This is a genomic window from Citrobacter sp. RHBSTW-00524 (assembly GCF_013747755.1).
Classification (GTDB): Bacteria; Pseudomonadota; Gammaproteobacteria; order Enterobacterales; family Enterobacteriaceae; genus Citrobacter; species Citrobacter braakii.
In genome coordinates, this window is the sequence record NZ_CP056421.1 from 829,554 (window position 1) to 847,308 (window position 17,755).

Here is a 17,755-nt window from a genome sequence, read left to right on the forward strand (position 1 = left end):
TGAAAGGGCACCCCCTGTGGGTGTCCTTCTTTACTGATTCACCCTGACGTCAGGGTTTAAATCGATAATATACAGAGGTGAGTATGAAAAAAGTGGTTCTGATGGCGCTGGCTCTCGGCCTTTCACTGCCCGCGATGGCGAGTGAAAAAGTGATTGATATGTACAAATCTGAAAACTGTGGCTGTTGTTCCCTGTGGGGCAAGGCGATGGAAAAAGACGGGTTTGAAGTACGAACTCACGTCATGAATGATCAGGCGCTGTCAGCCCTGAAAGAAAAGCATGCTATTCCTGCAGGACTGCGAAGTTGTCATACCGCGGTTGCCGGTAATTTGATCATTGAAGGCCATGTGCCTGCGACAACGATACATAAGGCAATGCAGTCTGGTTCAGGTATATACGGTCTCGCCACCCCCGGTATGCCAGCAGGAAGTCCTGGAATGGAGATGGGAGCCCGAAAAGAGGCTTACGATGTTATCGCATTCTCACCGGATGGAAGTAAAAAAGTCTTCCAGCGAATCGAATAGTCAGCGGAACGGCTGATAACGGGACGCCGGCAGCAGGCACTCTTATGCCGGCGGCATTCGTGGTAATCGCATCCATGACATACCCTGAAGACAGAAGATGCTTCGGTATGCATAAGGAGAGTTACTGTGAAAAATGACAATGCAGTGCAACACAACAACCAGACTGCTTCTGAGCAGACATTATCCCCGGACGAGGGCCACGTATTGCATAAGGTGAGAGATCCCGTGTGCGGGATGGACATCCTGCCCGACAGGGCGCACAGCAGCATTCGATACCAGGACCATCAACTTTATTTCTGCTCCGCCAGCTGTGAGAGTAAATTTAAAGCCCATCCCGATCGTTATCTTACCGAAGATGCCAGTGAACATTCCCATCACCATCACCACGATCATCACGAAGTCAGCCCTGATCAGATAAAACAGCCTCACCACCAGGCGGAGAAAGAGAATTCTGAAGGTGTGTGGACATGTCCGATGCACCCGGAGATACGCCGCAGTGGTCCCGGAAGCTGTCCTGTCTGTGGAATGGCACTGGAGCCGCTCGTAGCTACGGCATCCACGGGGCCAAGTGATGAACTTCGCGACATGACAAGACGCTTCTGGCTGGGGTTGTTGCTGGCGTTTCCGGTTCTGGTACTCGAAATGGGATCTCATCTGTTTCCCGCCTTGAGGAATACAGTACCGCCACAGTACAACACATGGCTGCAGCTGCTTCTGGCCTCTCCTGTCGTGTTGTGGTGTGGCTGGCCATTCTTCGCCCGGGCCGGAATGTCGTTACGTAACCGCTCCCTGAATATGTTTACCCTTGTTGCAATGGGCACCGGCGTAGCCTGGGTGTACAGCGTCATTGCAACCGTCTTCCCCTCCTGGTTTCCTGCATCGTTCAGAAACATGGATGGCCTGGTGGCCGTTTATTTTGAAGCCGCAGCAGTTATTACGGTGCTTGTTCTGCTGGGACAGGTTCTTGAGCTGCGGGCACGGGAACAAACCTCAGGTGCCATTACTGCACTACTGAATCTTGCCCCCAAAACCGCCAGGCGGCTGGATCATGACGGTCATGAAACGGATATTAATGCGGAAGATGTTCTGCCTGGCGATAAGCTCCGCATCAGACCAGGAGAGAGTATTCCGGTCGACGGTATTGTGATCGAAGGCAAAACAACCGTTGATGAATCGATGGTGACCGGGGAATCTATGCCGGTTACCAAAACGGAGGGTGACCCTGTCATCGGGGGGACCATTAATCAGACAGGGAGTCTCATCATCCGTGCAGAGAAAGTCGGTGATGAAACAATGCTCTCACGAATTGTTCAGATGGTCGCTGATGCACAGCGTTCGCGTGCCCCCATCCAGAGAATGGCTGACAGCGTTTCAGGCTGGTTTGTTCCTCTGGTGATACTTATCGCGGTTGTTGCTTTCGTGATCTGGTCTGTCTGGGGGCCCGAGCCCAGGATGGCGCACGGTCTCATTGCGGCTGTGTCGGTCCTGATTATTGCCTGTCCCTGCGCGCTGGGGCTGGCCACGCCGATGTCGATAATGGTGGGGGTGGGCAAAGGAGCCCAGGCCGGGGTGTTAATCAGGAATGCCGAAGCCCTTGAGCGTCTTGAAAAAGTGGACACGCTGGTTGTCGACAAAACAGGCACGCTCACGGAAGGTTCGCCTACGGTGACAGGGATTATCAGTCTCAATCCGGGTGGGGAAACATCTCTTTTGCGTGTAACAGCCGCAGTGGAAAAAGGCTCGCAGCATCCGCTGGGTATGGCAGTAGTTAAAGCAGCACAGGAAAAGGGGATCGCAATACCCGCAGTCACTCATTTCGATGCACCGTCGGGTAAAGGTGTCTCAGGCGATGTCGAAGGTCAACGGGTTGTTATTGGTAATGAACTGGCTATGCAGGAAAACAGTATCGTTATTGATAATCAAAAGGCCGTTGCGGATACGTTGCGGATGGAAGGCGCTACCGTTATCTATGTGGCCACAGACGGGGACCTTGCAGGCCTGATAGCTATCTCGGATCCCGTGAAAACAACCACGCCGGATGCGCTTAAAGCTTTGCGTCAGGCGGGGATCCGCATTGTTATGCTCACCGGGGATAACCAGCTTACTGCTGAAGCAGTCGCACGGAAACTGGGAATAGATGAGGTTGAAGCCGGAATTCTGCCGGATGGCAAAAAAGCAGTGATAACCCGACTGAAAGAGTCTGGCCATGTGGTTGCGATGGCCGGAGACGGTGTGAATGATGCCCCGGCGCTGGCAGCGGCTGACGTGGGTATAGCCATGGGAACGGGTACAGATGTGGCAATTGAAAGTGCCGGAGTCACCCTTCTCAAAGGCGACTTGATGATACTGAACAGGGCCCGTCATCTGTCAGAGATCACCATGAAAAATATCCGTCAGAATCTGTTTTTTGCATTTATCTACAACGCACTTGGCGTGCCTGTGGCTGCAGGTCTGCTTTATCCTGTGTATGGAATACTGCTGTCGCCAGTTATTGCGGCGGCGGCCATGGCTCTTTCCTCCGTCAGCGTCATTGTGAATGCGTTGCGTCTGAAAAGTGTCAGGCTCGGGAAATAACACTGAGTGAAGGGTCAGTTACGAACAGAAGGAGTCCAGTATGAAAAGTACCACCTATGCGCTTATTGCTGTCGCCGCGATCGCGGCATTTGCCCTCCTGCGCGAACACTGGTCACATGTGGCAGGTTACTGGCCATATCTGTTATTGCTGGTCTGCCCGCTAATGCATCTTTTCCACGGCCACGGAGGGCATGGAGATCATCAACATCACGGAAGTGAAAACGATAAAAAAAATTAATCCGGCAGACGGGGCCGCGTCGCGGTCCCGTTATCAGTCCAGGTATCGTTCGTAGTCTCTGGCATGCGCAAAGGCATGCTGTTCGAGTTTGTTATCAGCGGGTGCCGCTGCCCGGAACGCCAGAGAGTTAACAGGGTTGTTATTGATGACCAGCTCGTAATGCAGATGAGGACCGGATGAACGTCCGCTGTTACCGGATAACGCAATAGCACCTCCCCGTGTAACCCTGGCCCCTTTAGTAACGAGTATTTTATTGAGGTGGAGATAGCGAGTTTTAACACCGGCTTTTCCCGTTACTTCAACAAAATATCCCATGGTACTGTTGTATTCGGCCCGGGTGATTTTTCCGTCGATGACGCTGACTATTTTCGTGTTCATGGGCATGGAATAATCAATGCCATTATGGGGACTCACTTTTCCCGATACCGGGTTAAGTCTTGCAGGATTGAAAGGCGAACTGAGTCTTGCTGTGGCCGGTAACGGATAATCGAGACTGCCTTTCCCGGAAGTATCGGAAAGGTTATAGAACTTTTTATCTGATATACGATACGCCGTGTAATTAAATGAACCGGACGTAAATTTATAGGCCACGACACGTGATTTTCCCGCTTTCTTTTGCAGTACGAGTTTTAATGATTCATTTTTTTTCAAATGCCGCAGATTAAACCGGGAAGGCAAGGAGCGCTGAAGAGTAGCGATCTCGTTCGATTCCAGCCCCGAGCGGGTGGCTGAAAGGTAGGCATTTTCTTTTACGACATCGGTAGAATACATTTACTGGAATTCGCCGTTAGCATGAACACTGCGGCGTATGCTAGGGGTTTTCAGGAGGCGTGTCATCTGTCAGTTAATCGGGAGCACCGTTGATGGTCGTCATTTTTGTAACATATCTTGTTTCCCGTTTGCTCCTGAAGCTCTGGGAACTGTATGACCAGCCCGACGGTGATGATTAACGGGACTGAAACAGGTTACGGCAGAGCAATATGGGGCTCATGTCCTGCTACGTAACCCGTCAGTAAAGCCCTGCTGCGCACCTGACGCTAAGCACTAACCCGCCTGCAGTTACCTGGTCGAATACAGCCCGCGAAGCTTTCTTGCCTGCGTCTGATGTGCTTCCGCACCGGCATTATTGACCTGCTCATGCACGAGAGCGGCTTTTTCTCCGGCATTCAGTTCGTTAAAAGAAGAAGACGAGGTCTTTGAATTTGCATCACTGCCGGACAGCATTTTTTTATGTTCCTCAATCATTTTCTGATGCGCATAGGACGCGCTGTTGTTCATAAATGAATGAGCAACAATGGCCCTTTCATGTTCATTCATTTCAGAGAATGAGGGCGTGTTGTTTTTATTAACCCTGTCCGGTAAGTTTTCATGCGTCGAGGAATTCACATGACTGACGGCTGAGGCATTATTAACAAATCGATGTGCTTCATGGGCAATATCACTGGACTGAGCAAAAGCTGCCCCACAAAATAAAGCTGTAAACGCAGTGGTCGTGATTAATATATTCATGTGTAATTACCTTCTGAGGTACATAAAAGATGTCCTTATGATCATATATAAAAATAATCAACCTGTGGGGAAGATGACGTAAATGTAATACAGCTATGTACATTACACGATTGTAATGAATTTGTTTCTTAAGGTGTGCTAGATTCATTTCATTGTAAGTGGATGAACCAGTAATTTAATTTAAATCGGTTCTCGAATTCTGTCAGTAACCATACTTTAAATAAGGGAATGCGCATGCTGTTGAAAACGTCTCGACGAACTTTCCTGAAGGGGTTAACCCTCTCTGGCGTAGCCGGAAGTCTTGGCGTATGGAGTTTCAATGCGCGTTCCAGTCTGAGCCTGCCAGTTGCCGCATCCCTGCAGGGTACTCAGTTTGACCTGACCATTGGTGAAACGGCCGTCAATATCACGGGCAGTGAGCGTCAGGCCAAAACAATCAATGGAGGCCTGCCGGGGCCCGTTCTTCGCTGGAAAGAAGGTGACACCATTACCCTGAAGGTCAAAAACCGTCTTAATGAACAGACGTCCATTCACTGGCACGGCATTATTCTTCCGGCCAATATGGATGGTGTTCCGGGGCTGAGTTTTATGGGCATAGAGCCTGATGATACCTACGTTTACACCTTTAAGGTTAAGCAGAACGGGACTTACTGGTACCACAGCCATTCCGGTCTGCAGGAACAGGAGGGGGTATACGGTGCCATTATCATCGATGCCAGGGAGCCAGAACCGTTTGCTTACGATCGTGAGCATGTGGTCATGTTGTCTGACTGGACCGATGAAAATCCTCACAGCCTGCTGAAAAAATTAAAAAAACAGTCGGATTACTACAATTTCAATAAACCAACCGTTGGCTCTTTTTTCCGCGACGTGAATACCAGGGGGCTGTCAGCCACCATTGCCGATCGGAAAATGTGGGCTGAAATGAAAATGAATCCGACTGACCTCGCGGATGTCAGTGGCTACACCTACACCTATCTCATGAACGGGCAGGCCCCGCTGAAAAACTGGACCGGACTGTTCCGTCCCGGTGAAAAGATACGCTTACGGTTTATCAACGGCTCGGCAATGACCTATTTCGATATCCGTATCCCCGGGCTGAAAATGACGGTCGTGGCTGCAGATGGCCAGTATGTAAACCCGGTTACCGTTGACGAATTCAGGATTGCCGTTGCCGAAACCTATGATGTCATTGTGGAGCCTCAGGGTGAGGCCTATACCATCTTCGCACAATCCATGGACAGGACCGGTTACGCTCGAGGGACACTGGCCACGAGAGAGGGGTTAAGTGCTGCCGTTCCCCCCCTCGATCCCCGTCCTCTGTTGACCATGGAAGATATGGGTATGGGGGGAATGGGACATGATATGGCAGGAATGGACCACAGCCAGATGGGAGGCATGGATAACAGCGGAGAGATGATGTCTATGGACGGTGCTGACCTTCCGGATAGCGGGACATCCTCCGCGCCCATGGATCACAGCAGCATGGCCGGTATGGATCATTCCCGGATGGCCGGAATGCCGGGTATGCAAAGTCATCCTGCGTCAGAAACGGATAACCCACTGGTTGATATGCAGGCGATGAGCGTCTCTCCGAAATTAAATGATCCGGGTATTGGTCTTCGAAATAACGGAAGAAAGGTTCTCACGTACGCGGATTTGAAAAGCCGCTTTGAGGATCCTGACGGACGTGAACCTGGCCGTACCATAGAACTGCATTTAACCGGCCACATGGAAAAGTTTGCCTGGTCATTTAACGGAATCAAGTTTTCAGATGCCGCACCGGTGCTGCTGAAATACGGTGAGCGGCTCAGGATCACGCTGATCAACGATACCATGATGACTCACCCCATTCACCTGCATGGTATGTGGAGCGATCTGGAAGATGAAAACGGTAATTTCATGGTTCGTAAACACACAATAGATGTTCCCCCTGGTACAAAACGCAGTTACAGAGTGACAGCAGATGCGCTTGGCCGCTGGGCGTATCACTGCCATTTGCTCTATCACATGGAAATGGGAATGTTTCGTGAAGTCCGGGTGGAGGAATGATGCGAATGAAGAGAAATTTGAAGGCCATACCTGTTCTGGTCGCCGGTTTGTTTACCTCACAGCTTTCTATTGCGGCGGGCTCCGTCTCTGCAGATCCCCACGCCGGGCACGACATGTCTGCCATGCAGATGCCAGCAGATGAGAATTTCACTGAGATGACGTCAATGGAGCCCATTGTAACTGAGAGCAGAACGCCAATTCCGCCTGTTACCGATGCCGACCGGAAGGCTGCATTCGGCAATTTACAGGGGCATGCGATTCACGACAGTGCGATTAATTATCTGGTTCTGCTGGATCAACTGGAATGGCAACGGTCGGATAACACCAACAATTTCAGCTGGAGTGTTAACAGCTGGATTGGAGGCGACACAGATCGGATTTGGCTAAAGAGTGAAGGTGAACGAAGCAATGGGGAAACGGAGGCGGCTGAAGCGCAGTTACTCTGGGGACATGCGGTTGGCCCATGGTGGGATTTGGTTGCGGGTGTCAGGCAGGATTTCAGACCTGCTTCTGCCCGGACCTGGGCTGCTGTCGGTTTTCAGGGGCTGGCACTCTATAATTTTGAGTCTGAAATTACGGGTTTTGTCAGTAATGGCGGAAAAGCAGCCCTTCGTCTGGGAGGAGAATACGACGTTTTACTGACTAACCGGCTCATACTCCAGCCATCCTATGAGGTGAATTTCTACAGTCAGGATGATGAATCGCGGGGTCGCGGCAGGGGACTGACTGACACAGAGCTGGGGCTCCGGCTGCGCTATGAAATACGCCGTGAGTTTGCACCCTATATAGGCGTTTCCTGGAATCAACTTTACGGGAAAACATCCGATATGGCGAAAAGAGAAGGTGAGAAAGACCATCAGGTAGTATTCCTGGCGGGAGCCAGAATCTGGTTTTAACGCACTGATATAAAACACTCAACTAAACAGGTAAATAAAATGTCGATTTTAAATAAAGCCATTCTTACAGGTGGCCTCGTTATGGGCGTTGCTTTCTCTGCTATGGCCCATCCGGAATTAAAAAGCTCTGTGCCACAGGCTGATTCAGCCGTAGCGGCCCCGGAAAAGATTCAGCTTAATTTCTCGGAAAATCTGACCGTGAAATTCTCAGGTGCAAAATTAACGATGACGGGTATGAAAGGCATGTCATCACATTCTCCGATGCCGGTCGCGGCAAAAGTGGCGCCAGGCGCTGACCCTAAATCGATGGTCATTATTCCGCGAGAGCCTTTACCCGCTGGCACTTATCGTGTTGACTGGCGCGCGGTTTCTTCAGATACGCACCCTATTACCGGTAATTACACCTTTACAGTGAAGTAATATTATGAACGACCTGATTATGATTGTTATTCGTTTTCTTCTTTATCTGGATTTGATGGTAATATTTGGATTGCCATTTTTTCAGATATATGGAATAAGCGGTGTCAGATATGAAACCTATAACCTGACTAATTTCAGGTCGTTTATAACCTTTGCTGTTGTTACAGGCATCATTCTTACTGGCATTAATATGCTCCTGGTATCTAATGCCATGAGTGGAGTAACTGACCTCAGAGAATTATCCATCCATGTTATCGAGATGGTGATAGAAGAAACTGATGTGGGTATTAGCTGGATTGTCAGGCTCTGTGCCCTGTTTACCACACTCGGTGCTTTGTTCCTTTACACTAATAAGAGAGTATTGTCCTGCCTGCTGATGACGATGAGTGGGGGCGTGGCGCTGGCTACACTTGCCTGGGGAGGACACGCCGTTATGCATGACGGTCTGCATTACTATCTCCATTTACTGAGCGATCTGACCCATCTCGGCGCTGCAGGTGCCTGGACAGGTGCTCTGGTTGCATTTGCTATCCTGCTGATGCGCAGAAACGAGCATAATGCACAGAGCGTCATTGTGATATCTGACTCCCTGGCAAAATTTGCCACGGCAGGAACGGTGATTGTTGTAGCCCTGATCCTGAGTGCGCTGGTCAACTATCTGTATATTGCTGAGGGTAACTTAACTCCCTTATTCAACAGTTCCTGGGGGAGGATATTGCTTGCCAAGACGGCTCTGTTTGTTCTGATGCTTCTTCTGGCTGCAGCAAACCGGTTTCACCTGGGTCCCCGGCTTGAAGTTATGGTCAGGGAAGGGAATTATGATCGCAGCGTTGCCCTGATGCGAAACAGCATCCTGACAGAATTCGTTGTTGCGATTATCATTCTGGGCGCCGTAGCGTGGCTCGGAATGCTTGCTCCGTCTCAGGTCAGCTAGGGGACAGCCAAAGCTCATGCGTGAGATTTTTACTTTCATATCAGCGAGTTGACCATGCAGCGTATTTTAATCGTTGAAGACGAACAAAAAACAGGTCGTTACCTGCAGCAGGGACTGGTTGAGGAAGGCTATCAGGCCGATCTCTTTAATAATGGCCGCGATGGTCTCGGGGCCGCGTCGAAGGGACAGTATGATTTGATAATACTGGACGTGATGCTGCCTTTCCTCGACGGGTGGCAAATCATCAGCGCACTGAGGGAGTCCGGGCACGAAGAACCGGTCCTGTTTTTAACCGCAAAGGACAACGTGCGGGACAAAGTGAAAGGACTGGAGCTTGGCGCAGATGACTACCTGATTAAGCCCTTTGATTTTACGGAGCTGGTTGCACGTGTAAGAACCCTACTGCGCCGGGCACGCTCGCAGGCCGCAACAGTCTGCACCATCGCCGATATGACCGTTGATATGGTGCGCCGGACCGTGATCCGTTCGGGGAAGAAGATCCATCTCACCGGTAAAGAATACGTTCTGCTTGAGTTGCTGCTGCAACGCACCGGAGAAGTGTTACCCAGGAGTCTTATCTCGTCCCTGGTCTGGAACATGAATTTTGACAGTGATACGAATGTGATTGATGTCGCCGTGAGACGTCTGAGAAGTAAAATTGATGATGACTTTGAGCCAAAACTGATCCATACCGTTCGCGGTGCCGGATATGTCCTGGAGATCAGAGAAGAGTGAGGTTCAAAATTTCCCTGACCACACGCCTGAGCCTGATTTTTTCTGCGGTGATGCTTACGGTATGGTGGTTATCAAGTTTTATCCTGATTAGCACCCTTAATGGCTATTTCGATAATCAGGACCGCGATTTTCTGACAGGTAAACTTCAGCTCACCGAAGAGTTTCTTAAAACAGAGACGTTCCGGAACAAAACGGATATTAAGTCATTATCAGAAAAAATAAACGATGCGATGGTAGGGCACAATGGTTTATTCATTTCTATAAAAAACATGGAAAATGAAAAAATTGTTGAACTCTATGCCAAAAATTCTGTTGTTCCAGCGGTCCTGCTTAATAAGTCGGGTGATATTCTCGACTATATGATCCAGACGGAAGAAAATAACACCGTGTACCGCAGTATCTCGCGGCGGGTTGCCGTGACGCCGGAACAGGGTAAAAGCAAACATGTCATCATTACGGTTGCCACGGATACTGGGTATCACACCCTGTTTATGGACAAACTCAGTACCTGGCTGTTCTGGTTCAATATCGGTCTGGTCTTTATTTCTGTTTTTCTGGGCTGGCTGACCACACGTATTGGTCTGAAACCGTTACGGGAAATGACCAGTCTGGCTTCCTCCATGACTGTACACAGCCTGGATCAGCGTCTAAATCCCGATCTGGCTCCGCCGGAAATCTCTGAGACCATGCAGGAGTTCAATAATATGTTTGATCGCCTGGAGGGGGCATTCCGGAAACTGTCAGATTTCTCGTCTGACATCGCGCATGAGCTGCGCACACCAGTCAGTAATCTGATGATGCAGACGCAGTTTGCACTGGCTAAGGAAAGGGATGTTTCGCATTACCGCGAAATTTTATTCGCTAACCTGGAAGAACTGAAAAGGTTGTCACGAATGACCAGTGACATGCTTTTTCTGGCACGTTCAGAGCATGGTCTGCTGCGGCTGGATAAACATGATGTGGATCTGGCAGCCGAACTGAATGAATTACGTGAGTTGTTCGAGCCCCTGGCAGACGAAACAGGAAAGACAATCACGGTTGAAGGAGAGGGCGTTGTTGCCGGAGACAGCGATATGCTCCGACGTGCTTTCAGTAACCTGCTTTCCAATGCAATCAAGTATTCTCCCGATAACACCTGTACAGCGATACACCTTGAGCGTGACAGTGACTGTGTGAACGTGATGATTACGAATACGATATCCGGCCAGGTTCCCGCTAATCTGGAACGTTTGTTTGACCGGTTCTATCGCGCAGACTCATCAAGGTTCTACAACACGGAAGGCGCGGGGCTGGGATTATCAATTACAAGGTCGATCATTCATGCTCACGGCGGCGAGCTGTCAGCAGAACAGCAGGGGCGGGAAATTGTGTTCAGTGTGCGTCTGTTAATGGATTAATACCGTTATTCAGGAGAAACCCGGAAGGTGACAAAAATGTCATCGTTCAGTCACGCGATAAACAGAGGCGGTTTTTTATAATCAGCCATAAATCAGGACAGCGTGATAATTCAATCGCCCGGTTCCTGGCGTGATGATCAACCAGCCCTGAGATCAAATGCTTTCTCTGTTATAAGCATTGATTGTTCGGGTATGAAAACACCGGAGACCCAACCATGAAAAAGATCCTTGTATCCTTTATTGCCATGATGGCTGTCGCTTCATCTGCCTGGGCTGCAGAGACAATGAACATGCATGACCAGGTAAATAATGCCCAGGCGCCTGCCCATCAGATGCAATCATCCGCTGAAAAAAGTGCAGTTCAGGGGGAGAGCATGAAAATGATGGATATGAGCGGTCACGATCAGGCCGCAATGTCCCATGAAATGATGCAAAACGGCAATTCTGCTGCCCATCAGGACATGGCTGAAATGCATAAAAAAATGATGAAATCCAAGCCAGCAGCTTCTAACGAAACAGCAAAATCATTTTCCGAAATGAACGAGCATGAGAAAGCCGCTGTTATGCATGAGAAGGCGAATAATGGTCAATCTTCCGTTATTCATCAGCAGCAGGCTGAAAAGCATCGCAGCCAGATCACCCAGAATTAACCCGCAGCTCCACTTGTTAGACCCTCATTTGACGCCGAAGTCACTGGCTTACGCTCCCGTCCGGGAGCGTTTTTTTCCCATATATCAAACTTTAACTCTGAAGAGGTGGAAGTATCTGACCAACACTGTCACGTAACGCCAGATAACTACAAAAACACCTTTTTCCTCCTGTAAATTGCAGTTCCTGCAAGAACATCAAGGCATAATGTTGGAACAGCGTGTGATACACACTTAGTATCATGTTTTGTATGTGTTTTTTTTAAAAGTTTACAACTTTAAAGTCTTTTTCAGGTTAAAGGATACAACTTTAATGTCTCTACACAACTGATCGTGGTTGCCATACTGGGGACGTCTCAGAAAACGGAAAATAAAGCACGTTAAGCCCATTGCAGACTCTAGATATTGACGAGTACGTCGGGTTTTCTCTTGTTTGAGTTGCCTCTTGTGGTAAGATAGTAATCAATTACTATCTTACCAGGAGTGCTCGTGGACACCCATCCAAAGCATCTGCCGGCCGATGAACGTCGTGCCGTAACTGTCGAGTCCGTCGTGGCGCTTGCCGGTTCACAAAACCCAAGCGAGATAACCACTGCGGCTATCGCTAAACACATGAACTTGACCCAGGGTGCGCTGTTTCGGCACTTCCCGAACAAGGAAGCCATTTGGCAGGCGGTCATGGAGTGGGTAGCAGAGCGCCTATTAGCCAGAATCGATCGATCCGCACAAGGAATCGAGTCGCCCTTGGCAGCCATGGAGGCGATGTTCATGAGTCATATCGAATTCGTAGCTGAGCACCCAGGCGTGCCAAGAATGATGTTTGGTGAGCTTCAGCGTGCCGAATCGACACCGGCCAAGCGCATGGTGCAAACCTTGATTCAGCGCTACGGCGAACGTTTGCATCGTCTCATCGAGAAAGGCAAGGCCAGCGGCGAGTTGTCTCCCTCGCTTGACAACGAGGCGGCGGCAACGCTGTTCATTGGCACGATCCAGGGCTTGGTCATGCAATCGCTGTTGGCGGGTGATGTGGGACGTATGCACCGCGATGCGCCGCGCGTCTTTGCAATTTATCGGCGTGGCATAAGGAGTGCGCAATGAAAAAGTTACCCTTGCAAGGCCGCACCCTGGCACTGCTTGCCGTCATCATTCCTTTGCTGGTGCTTTTTATTTATGTCGGTCTGCGATCAGGGCCGCTCGCCCCGGTCGCTGTGACGGTGGCAAGCGTGGAATCACAGGCTATCACACCGGCGCTGTTCGGCATCGGCACGGTGGAGGCGCGCTACACCTACAAGATCGGACCGACGTTTGCCGGGCGCGTCAAACGCCTGGAGGTGCATGTAGGCGACCAGGTCAAGGCCGGACAGGTGCTCGGCGAGATGGAGCCGGTCGACCTTGATGATCGGGTGCGCTCACAGGAGTCTGTATTCAAGCGGGCGGAAGCGGCTTTGCGCGAGGCAGAAGCCCGGCAAGCCTACGCGCAAACCCAGGCGCGCCGCTATGAGCAATTGTTTGCGGTGCGCTCGACCAGCGAGGAAATCGTCACCACCAAGCGGCAGGAACTGCAGATCGCCGATGCCGCCCTATCCGCCGCTCGGGAAGATATTGCCCGGGCACGCTCCGACCGCGAAGCACTCGTCGCGCAGCGGAGCAATCTGCGCCTGATCGCGCCGGTCGACGGTGTAGTCGCCGTGCGCGATGCCGATCCCGGCACGACCATCGTCGCGGGCCAGGCCGTGGTGGAAGTGATCGACCCCAAGAGTTTGTGGATCAATGTGCGCTTCGACCAGATCAGCGCATCGGGGCTGGCTGGGGGGCTGCCGGCTCATATCGTCCTGCGTTCGCGTGGTGGCCAGACCTTGAAAGGTCGCGTGCTGCGGGTGGAACCCAAGGCCGACGCGGTAACCGAGGAAACGCTTGCCAAGGTGACATTCGATAACAAACCAGAACCTTTGCCACCAGTGGGTGAACTGGCCGAAGTCACGGTTGACTTGCCGGCGCTCCCGGCCGCTCCACTGATCCCCAACGCTGCCGTCCAGCGTGAAGGCGATAAAGTTGGTGTCTGGCAAATCGTGGATGGTGATCTGCATTTCTCCCCGGTCAAGCTCGGCACTTCCGACCTCAATGGTTACGTGCAGGTGCGCGAAGGGCTCAAGAATGGGGACCAGGTTGTGACCTATAGCGAAAAGGCACTGACGGCGCGCAGCCGCATCCATGTGGTCGAGCATATCCCGGGAGTTTCACGATGATCAGCCTGGCCGGCCGCGACATTCTCCATGCCTGGGGGAAATTCGTCTTCACCGGCATCGGTCTGGGTCTGCTGATCGGCGTCACCCTAGTCATGGCTGGGGTGTACCGAGGCATGGTGGACGACGGCAAGGCGTTGCTCGACAACAGTGGCGCTGACCTTTGGGTGGTGCAAAAGGATACTCTGGGTCCTTATGCGGAGTCGTCCAGCCTCAACGATGACGTGTATCGCGCCATTCTCGCCATGCCGGGAGTCTCACAGGCTGCGAACGCGACCTACCTGACCATGCAGGTACGCAAGGGCGAGAGTGATGTACGCACCATGGTGGTCGGCATCGCGCCCGGTGCGTTGGGGGCTACACCCGGATGGCCTCCTTATCTCGTCGCTGGACGCCAGATCACGCGCGGTCACTACGAGGCTGTGGCCGACATCGCCACCGGCTTCAAACTGGGAGATCGTCTTGCCATTCGCCGCAATCATTACACCGTCGTGGGGCTGACACGGCGCATGGTGTCGTCCAGCGGCGACCCGATGGTATTCATTCCGCTCAAAGATGCCCAGGAGGCCCAGTTCCTCAAGGACAACGATGCCATCTGGCAAAGCCGGCGTCGCACCGAAGCCAACCCGGTCTTCAATCGACCCGGTGATCCAGGTTTGCTGGATGCCGTGATTGCTTCACAGAGCAGCAACGCGTTCGTCAATGCCGTGCTGGTCACTCTGAAACCTGGTCATGCGCCGGACGAGGTTGCCGAATCCATCCAGCGCTGGAAGCGTTTGACGGTCTACACCCGGGCACAGATGGAAGACATCCTCGTCGGCAAGCTGATCGCCACCTCGGCCAAGCAGATCGGCATGTTCCTTGTGATTCTGGCCATCGTTAGCGCGGCCATCGTTGCCTTCATCATCTATTCGCTGACGATGGACAAAATCCGTGAGATCGCGGTGTTGAAGCTCATCGGCACACGCAACCGAACCATCGCCGCGATGATCATGCAGCAGGCGCTCGCCCTGGGCGTGATTGGCTTCGTGGTCGGCAAGATCACAGCCACCTTTTCAGCACCGGCTTTTCCAAAATATGTCCTGCTCACGCCAATGGATTCTGTCGCCGGTTTTTTTGCCGTGCTCGTGATCTGCGTTCTAGCTAGCCTCGTCGCCATTCGCATAGCACTCAAGGTCGATCCGGCCGAAGCCATTGGAGGTTGAGATGAGTAGCAAAGGGATACACATCGAAAGTTTAAGCAAGCGGTATGGCGATGGTGACACCGCTGTCTTTGCCTTGAGAGACGTGAATATGCATGTTGCGCCTGGTGAAGTGGTGGGACTGATCGGCCCTTCCGGGTCCGGCAAGAGCACGCTGCTCAAGTGTCTGGGTGCGGTGATCGAACCGACCGCCGGTCGCATGACGCTGGACGATGAAGTGATCTACGCCGATGGCTGGAAAGTCCGCGACCTGCGCGCCTTACGGCGTGACAAGATCGGTTTCGTTTTCCAGGCGCCGTACCTGATTCCGTTTCTCGATGTCACCGACAACGTGGCGCTGCTGCCGATGCTTGCAGGCGTCGCGAATGGAGAGTCGCGCGCGAAGGCACTGGAATTGCTCACAGCGCTTGATGTGCAACACCGAGCTCGCGCAATGCCCTCGCAACTCTCCGGTGGCGAGCAGCAACGGGTCGCCATCGCGCGCGGACTGGTCAATCGTCCGCCGGTGATCCTGGCCGATGAACCCACTGCGCCGCTGGATTCCGAGCGCGCCATGGCTGTAATCCGCATCCTCAACGACATGGCCCGGAAGTTCGAGACCGCCATCATCGTCGTCACCCATGACGAAAAGATCATCCCCACATTCAAGCGCATCTACCACATCCGCGACGGCGTGACCCATGAGGAAGCTGGCGAAGGGCGGGAGTTCGAATGAGAGAACGATTGAATTACAGGAGAATTTCATGACCCACCGCAAACACAGCCACGCATTTGGAACTATCACCCTGACCGTTACGGCCTGCCTGCTTTTATGGGGTTTTCAGTTGCCAGCTTGGGCTGGTGACGCTACCCAGGTTGAGCCACTGGCGCTACGCAAGATCATGCAGGAACTCGGGCGCAACATGCAGGCTATTACCGGTGCGATTTCGCAGGAGGAATGGGTTCAGGTCGTTCAGCTCGCCCCAAAAGTTGCTGCACACCCCGAGCCACCGCTTACTGAAAAAATGCGCATCCTTGCTTACCTCGGCGCTGATGCGACCAAGTTCAGAAACTTTGACGCGCAGACTCACGAGGCGGCGCTGGCCATGAAGCTGGCTGCTGCGAGCAGCGACGGCAAGGCGGTGATCCAATCATTCGCCCTATCTGTCCCCGCTGGGGTGGGAGCATATCAACCTGACCGGCGATTACCTATGGCGCAGCAGTGCCAAGGTCGGTGCGGGGAAGTTCAGGCCATTGCGACCGCTGCCACCGGCTTAGCGTGCTTTATTTTCCGTTTTCTGAGACGACCCCCTTATGGCAGCACTTTAAATTGAGTCTCATACAGTATCTGTTTTCTTTCTCTTCATCTCTCATGACCTGCTGCCCACTTACAGACTCCAGGGTAAAGCAAAAAATTCTCCACCGGTGAGCAGAGTATATTGCATATGCCAGTTTATGAGTGTATATATAGCATATGCCAATAAGGAGCCTTCATGCCAAGACCCAGAATTCCCCGTAACATCTGTGGCCGCCCTGCGGATACCTGTTTTAAGCCCAATGCGCGACCGATGAGCCAGCTTGAACATGTTCATTTAAAAGAAGATGAGTTTGAAGCGTTACGGCTAGTCGATTTACTGGGCATGCAACAGCAGGAAGCGGCTGTTGCAATGGGGGTTTCAAGGCAGACACTGGCCAATGTCCTGAAAGCAGCCCGTTTTAAGGTTGTGGACTGTCTCACTCAGGGCAAGGCCTTAATAATGCACTCTGAAAGGGAAGGAGTTACACAAGATGATCACAGCCATTCCAGTGAATGACGACCGGGTAGCAAATCATTTTACCAAAGCGAGTCACCTTGTCCTGGTGGATGAGCGCGGTGTGGAGCTCAGCCGGACAGAAAATCCCGCGCTGGGCGCAGATTGTTCAGGTAAACGGAAGCTGGTTGACCTGCTGGTTCAACAGCAAGTCAGCCGCGTTGTGGTCCGTAACATCGGGGAACGGATGCTGGGTAAATTACTGGGGCATCAGATCGCGGTGTACCAGACTGACTGTGGTCGTCGTTTGTTCACTGAACTGTGTGATCCGGATACCCGTGTTCTGACTGAACTGAATAAGCCGGAGCAGGGACGCCAGTCCTTTCATCATGAGGCGAAAGGGAAAAAATGCTGTCACTCTGACGGGAACACAGCAGAAAATGCGTGCCAGGGTGGGCGTCAGCATCATCACGGAAACGGGCGCTGTTGCCATTCATGAGTTTATTTCATCACGGGCGGTGATTTTTATCAGACCCGTATTGTGTATAAACCAGGAGCCGGAATGTGTGGAGGAGGCAGTAATGATGCCGGGGGAGCCCCTCAGCTGACTGAATTCCGGATGCCTCCCGTCAGTACAACCGGACGCTGAGCAGA

At 52.0% G+C, this 17,755-nt stretch carries 19 protein-coding genes; 17 read left to right on the forward strand and 2 right to left on the reverse strand.

Annotated features, from left to right (window positions below; translation table 11 throughout):
• The first annotated feature begins 83 nt into the window (after positions 1 to 83).
• From HV229_RS04055 to HV229_RS04065, 3 genes are all read left to right on the forward strand, one after another.
• Complete coding sequence (locus HV229_RS04055) at positions 84 to 524, forward strand: DUF411 domain-containing protein (RefSeq protein WP_000758228.1); 441 nt, start codon at positions 84 to 86, stop codon at positions 522 to 524.
• 126 nt (positions 525 to 650) lie between these two features.
• Positions 651 to 3,098, forward strand: coding sequence for an Ag(+)-translocating P-type ATPase SilP (gene silP / locus HV229_RS04060; protein WP_023331515.1), 2,448 nt, complete (start codon positions 651 to 653; stop codon positions 3,096 to 3,098).
• A gap of 40 nt (positions 3,099 to 3,138) precedes the next feature.
• Positions 3,139 to 3,336 carry a DUF2933 domain-containing protein gene (locus tag HV229_RS04065; RefSeq protein ID WP_000843494.1) on the forward strand — a complete coding sequence of 66 codons (198 nt, stop codon included), beginning with the start codon at positions 3,139 to 3,141 and terminating at the stop codon, positions 3,334 to 3,336.
• Positions 3,337 to 3,369: 33 nt separating this feature from the next.
• Here the strand turns inward: HV229_RS04065 and HV229_RS04070 are convergent, their stop codons facing one another.
• Entirely contained in the window at positions 3,370 to 4,107 is a 738-nt protein-coding gene (locus HV229_RS04070; RefSeq protein ID WP_000287501.1) for a peptidoglycan DD-metalloendopeptidase family protein, read from the reverse strand.
• Positions 4,108 to 4,395: 288 nt separating this feature from the next.
• The gene (locus HV229_RS04075) at positions 4,396 to 4,845 is read right to left on the reverse strand and encodes a copper resistance protein (protein ID WP_001023257.1); all 450 of its coding nucleotides are present in this window, start codon (positions 4,843 to 4,845) and stop codon (positions 4,396 to 4,398) included.
• A gap of 234 nt (positions 4,846 to 5,079) precedes the next feature.
• On the opposite strand from HV229_RS04075, the gene pcoA reads away from it, so the two are divergent.
• The 14 genes from pcoA to HV229_RS04145 all read left to right on the forward strand — a co-directional run bounded on the left by pcoA (position 5,080) and on the right by HV229_RS04145 (position 17,600).
• On the forward strand, positions 5,080 to 6,897 hold the full coding sequence (gene pcoA / locus HV229_RS04080; RefSeq protein WP_000925242.1) for a multicopper oxidase PcoA: 1,818 nt from the start codon (positions 5,080 to 5,082) through the stop codon (positions 6,895 to 6,897).
• Between the two features lie 5 nt (positions 6,898 to 6,902).
• Entirely contained in the window at positions 6,903 to 7,793 is an 891-nt protein-coding gene (gene pcoB, locus HV229_RS04085; protein ID WP_001378118.1) for a copper resistance outer membrane transporter PcoB, read from the forward strand.
• Positions 7,794 to 7,832: 39 nt separating this feature from the next.
• Entirely contained in the window at positions 7,833 to 8,213 is a 381-nt protein-coding gene (gene pcoC / locus HV229_RS04090) for a copper resistance system metallochaperone PcoC (RefSeq protein WP_000025662.1), read from the forward strand.
• Between the two features lie 55 nt (positions 8,214 to 8,268).
• Entirely contained in the window at positions 8,269 to 9,147 is an 879-nt protein-coding gene (pcoD, locus tag HV229_RS04095) for a copper resistance inner membrane protein PcoD (protein ID WP_306453573.1), read from the forward strand.
• A gap of 54 nt (positions 9,148 to 9,201) precedes the next feature.
• Positions 9,202 to 9,882 carry a copper response regulator transcription factor PcoR gene (gene pcoR / locus HV229_RS04100; protein ID WP_001188930.1) on the forward strand — a complete coding sequence of 227 codons (681 nt, stop codon included), beginning with the start codon at positions 9,202 to 9,204 and terminating at the stop codon, positions 9,880 to 9,882.
• A complete protein-coding gene (gene pcoS / locus HV229_RS04105) occupies positions 9,879 to 11,279 on the forward strand; it encodes a copper resistance membrane spanning protein PcoS (protein WP_006785898.1) in 1,401 nt (466 codons plus the stop codon). The genes pcoR and pcoS overlap by 4 nt, the downstream gene beginning before the upstream one ends.
• A 215-nt stretch (positions 11,280 to 11,494) precedes the next feature.
• Positions 11,495 to 11,929 carry a copper resistance system metallochaperone PcoE gene (pcoE, locus tag HV229_RS04110; RefSeq protein WP_038633679.1) on the forward strand — a complete coding sequence of 145 codons (435 nt, stop codon included), beginning with the start codon at positions 11,495 to 11,497 and terminating at the stop codon, positions 11,927 to 11,929.
• A 486-nt stretch (positions 11,930 to 12,415) separates the two neighbouring features.
• Positions 12,416 to 13,024, forward strand: coding sequence for a TetR/AcrR family transcriptional regulator (locus tag HV229_RS04115; protein WP_004393990.1), 609 nt, complete (start codon positions 12,416 to 12,418; stop codon positions 13,022 to 13,024).
• Positions 13,021 to 14,172: an efflux RND transporter periplasmic adaptor subunit gene (locus tag HV229_RS04120; protein WP_022652304.1), complete on the forward strand. Its 1,152-nt coding sequence runs from the start codon at positions 13,021 to 13,023 to the stop codon at positions 14,170 to 14,172. Before HV229_RS04115 ends, HV229_RS04120 begins: the two co-directional genes overlap by 4 nt.
• Positions 14,169 to 15,374: an ABC transporter permease gene (locus HV229_RS04125; RefSeq protein WP_022652303.1), complete on the forward strand. Its 1,206-nt coding sequence runs from the start codon at positions 14,169 to 14,171 to the stop codon at positions 15,372 to 15,374. Before HV229_RS04120 ends, HV229_RS04125 begins: the two co-directional genes overlap by 4 nt.
• A 1-nt stretch (position 15,375) precedes the next feature.
• Positions 15,376 to 16,086: an ABC transporter ATP-binding protein gene (locus HV229_RS04130; protein WP_181546954.1), complete on the forward strand. Its 711-nt coding sequence runs from the start codon at positions 15,376 to 15,378 to the stop codon at positions 16,084 to 16,086.
• A 28-nt stretch (positions 16,087 to 16,114) separates the two neighbouring features.
• On the forward strand, positions 16,115 to 16,684 hold the full coding sequence (locus tag HV229_RS04135; RefSeq protein WP_080975551.1) for a cytochrome C: 570 nt from the start codon (positions 16,115 to 16,117) through the stop codon (positions 16,682 to 16,684).
• A gap of 159 nt (positions 16,685 to 16,843) precedes the next feature.
• On the forward strand, positions 16,844 to 17,164 hold the full coding sequence (locus HV229_RS04140) for a DUF134 domain-containing protein (protein WP_001137910.1): 321 nt from the start codon (positions 16,844 to 16,846) through the stop codon (positions 17,162 to 17,164).
• Entirely contained in the window at positions 17,139 to 17,600 is a 462-nt protein-coding gene (locus HV229_RS04145; protein ID WP_000626969.1) for a NifB/NifX family molybdenum-iron cluster-binding protein, read from the forward strand. The genes HV229_RS04140 and HV229_RS04145 overlap by 26 nt, the downstream gene beginning before the upstream one ends.
• The last annotated feature ends 155 nt before the right edge of the window (positions 17,601 to 17,755 follow it).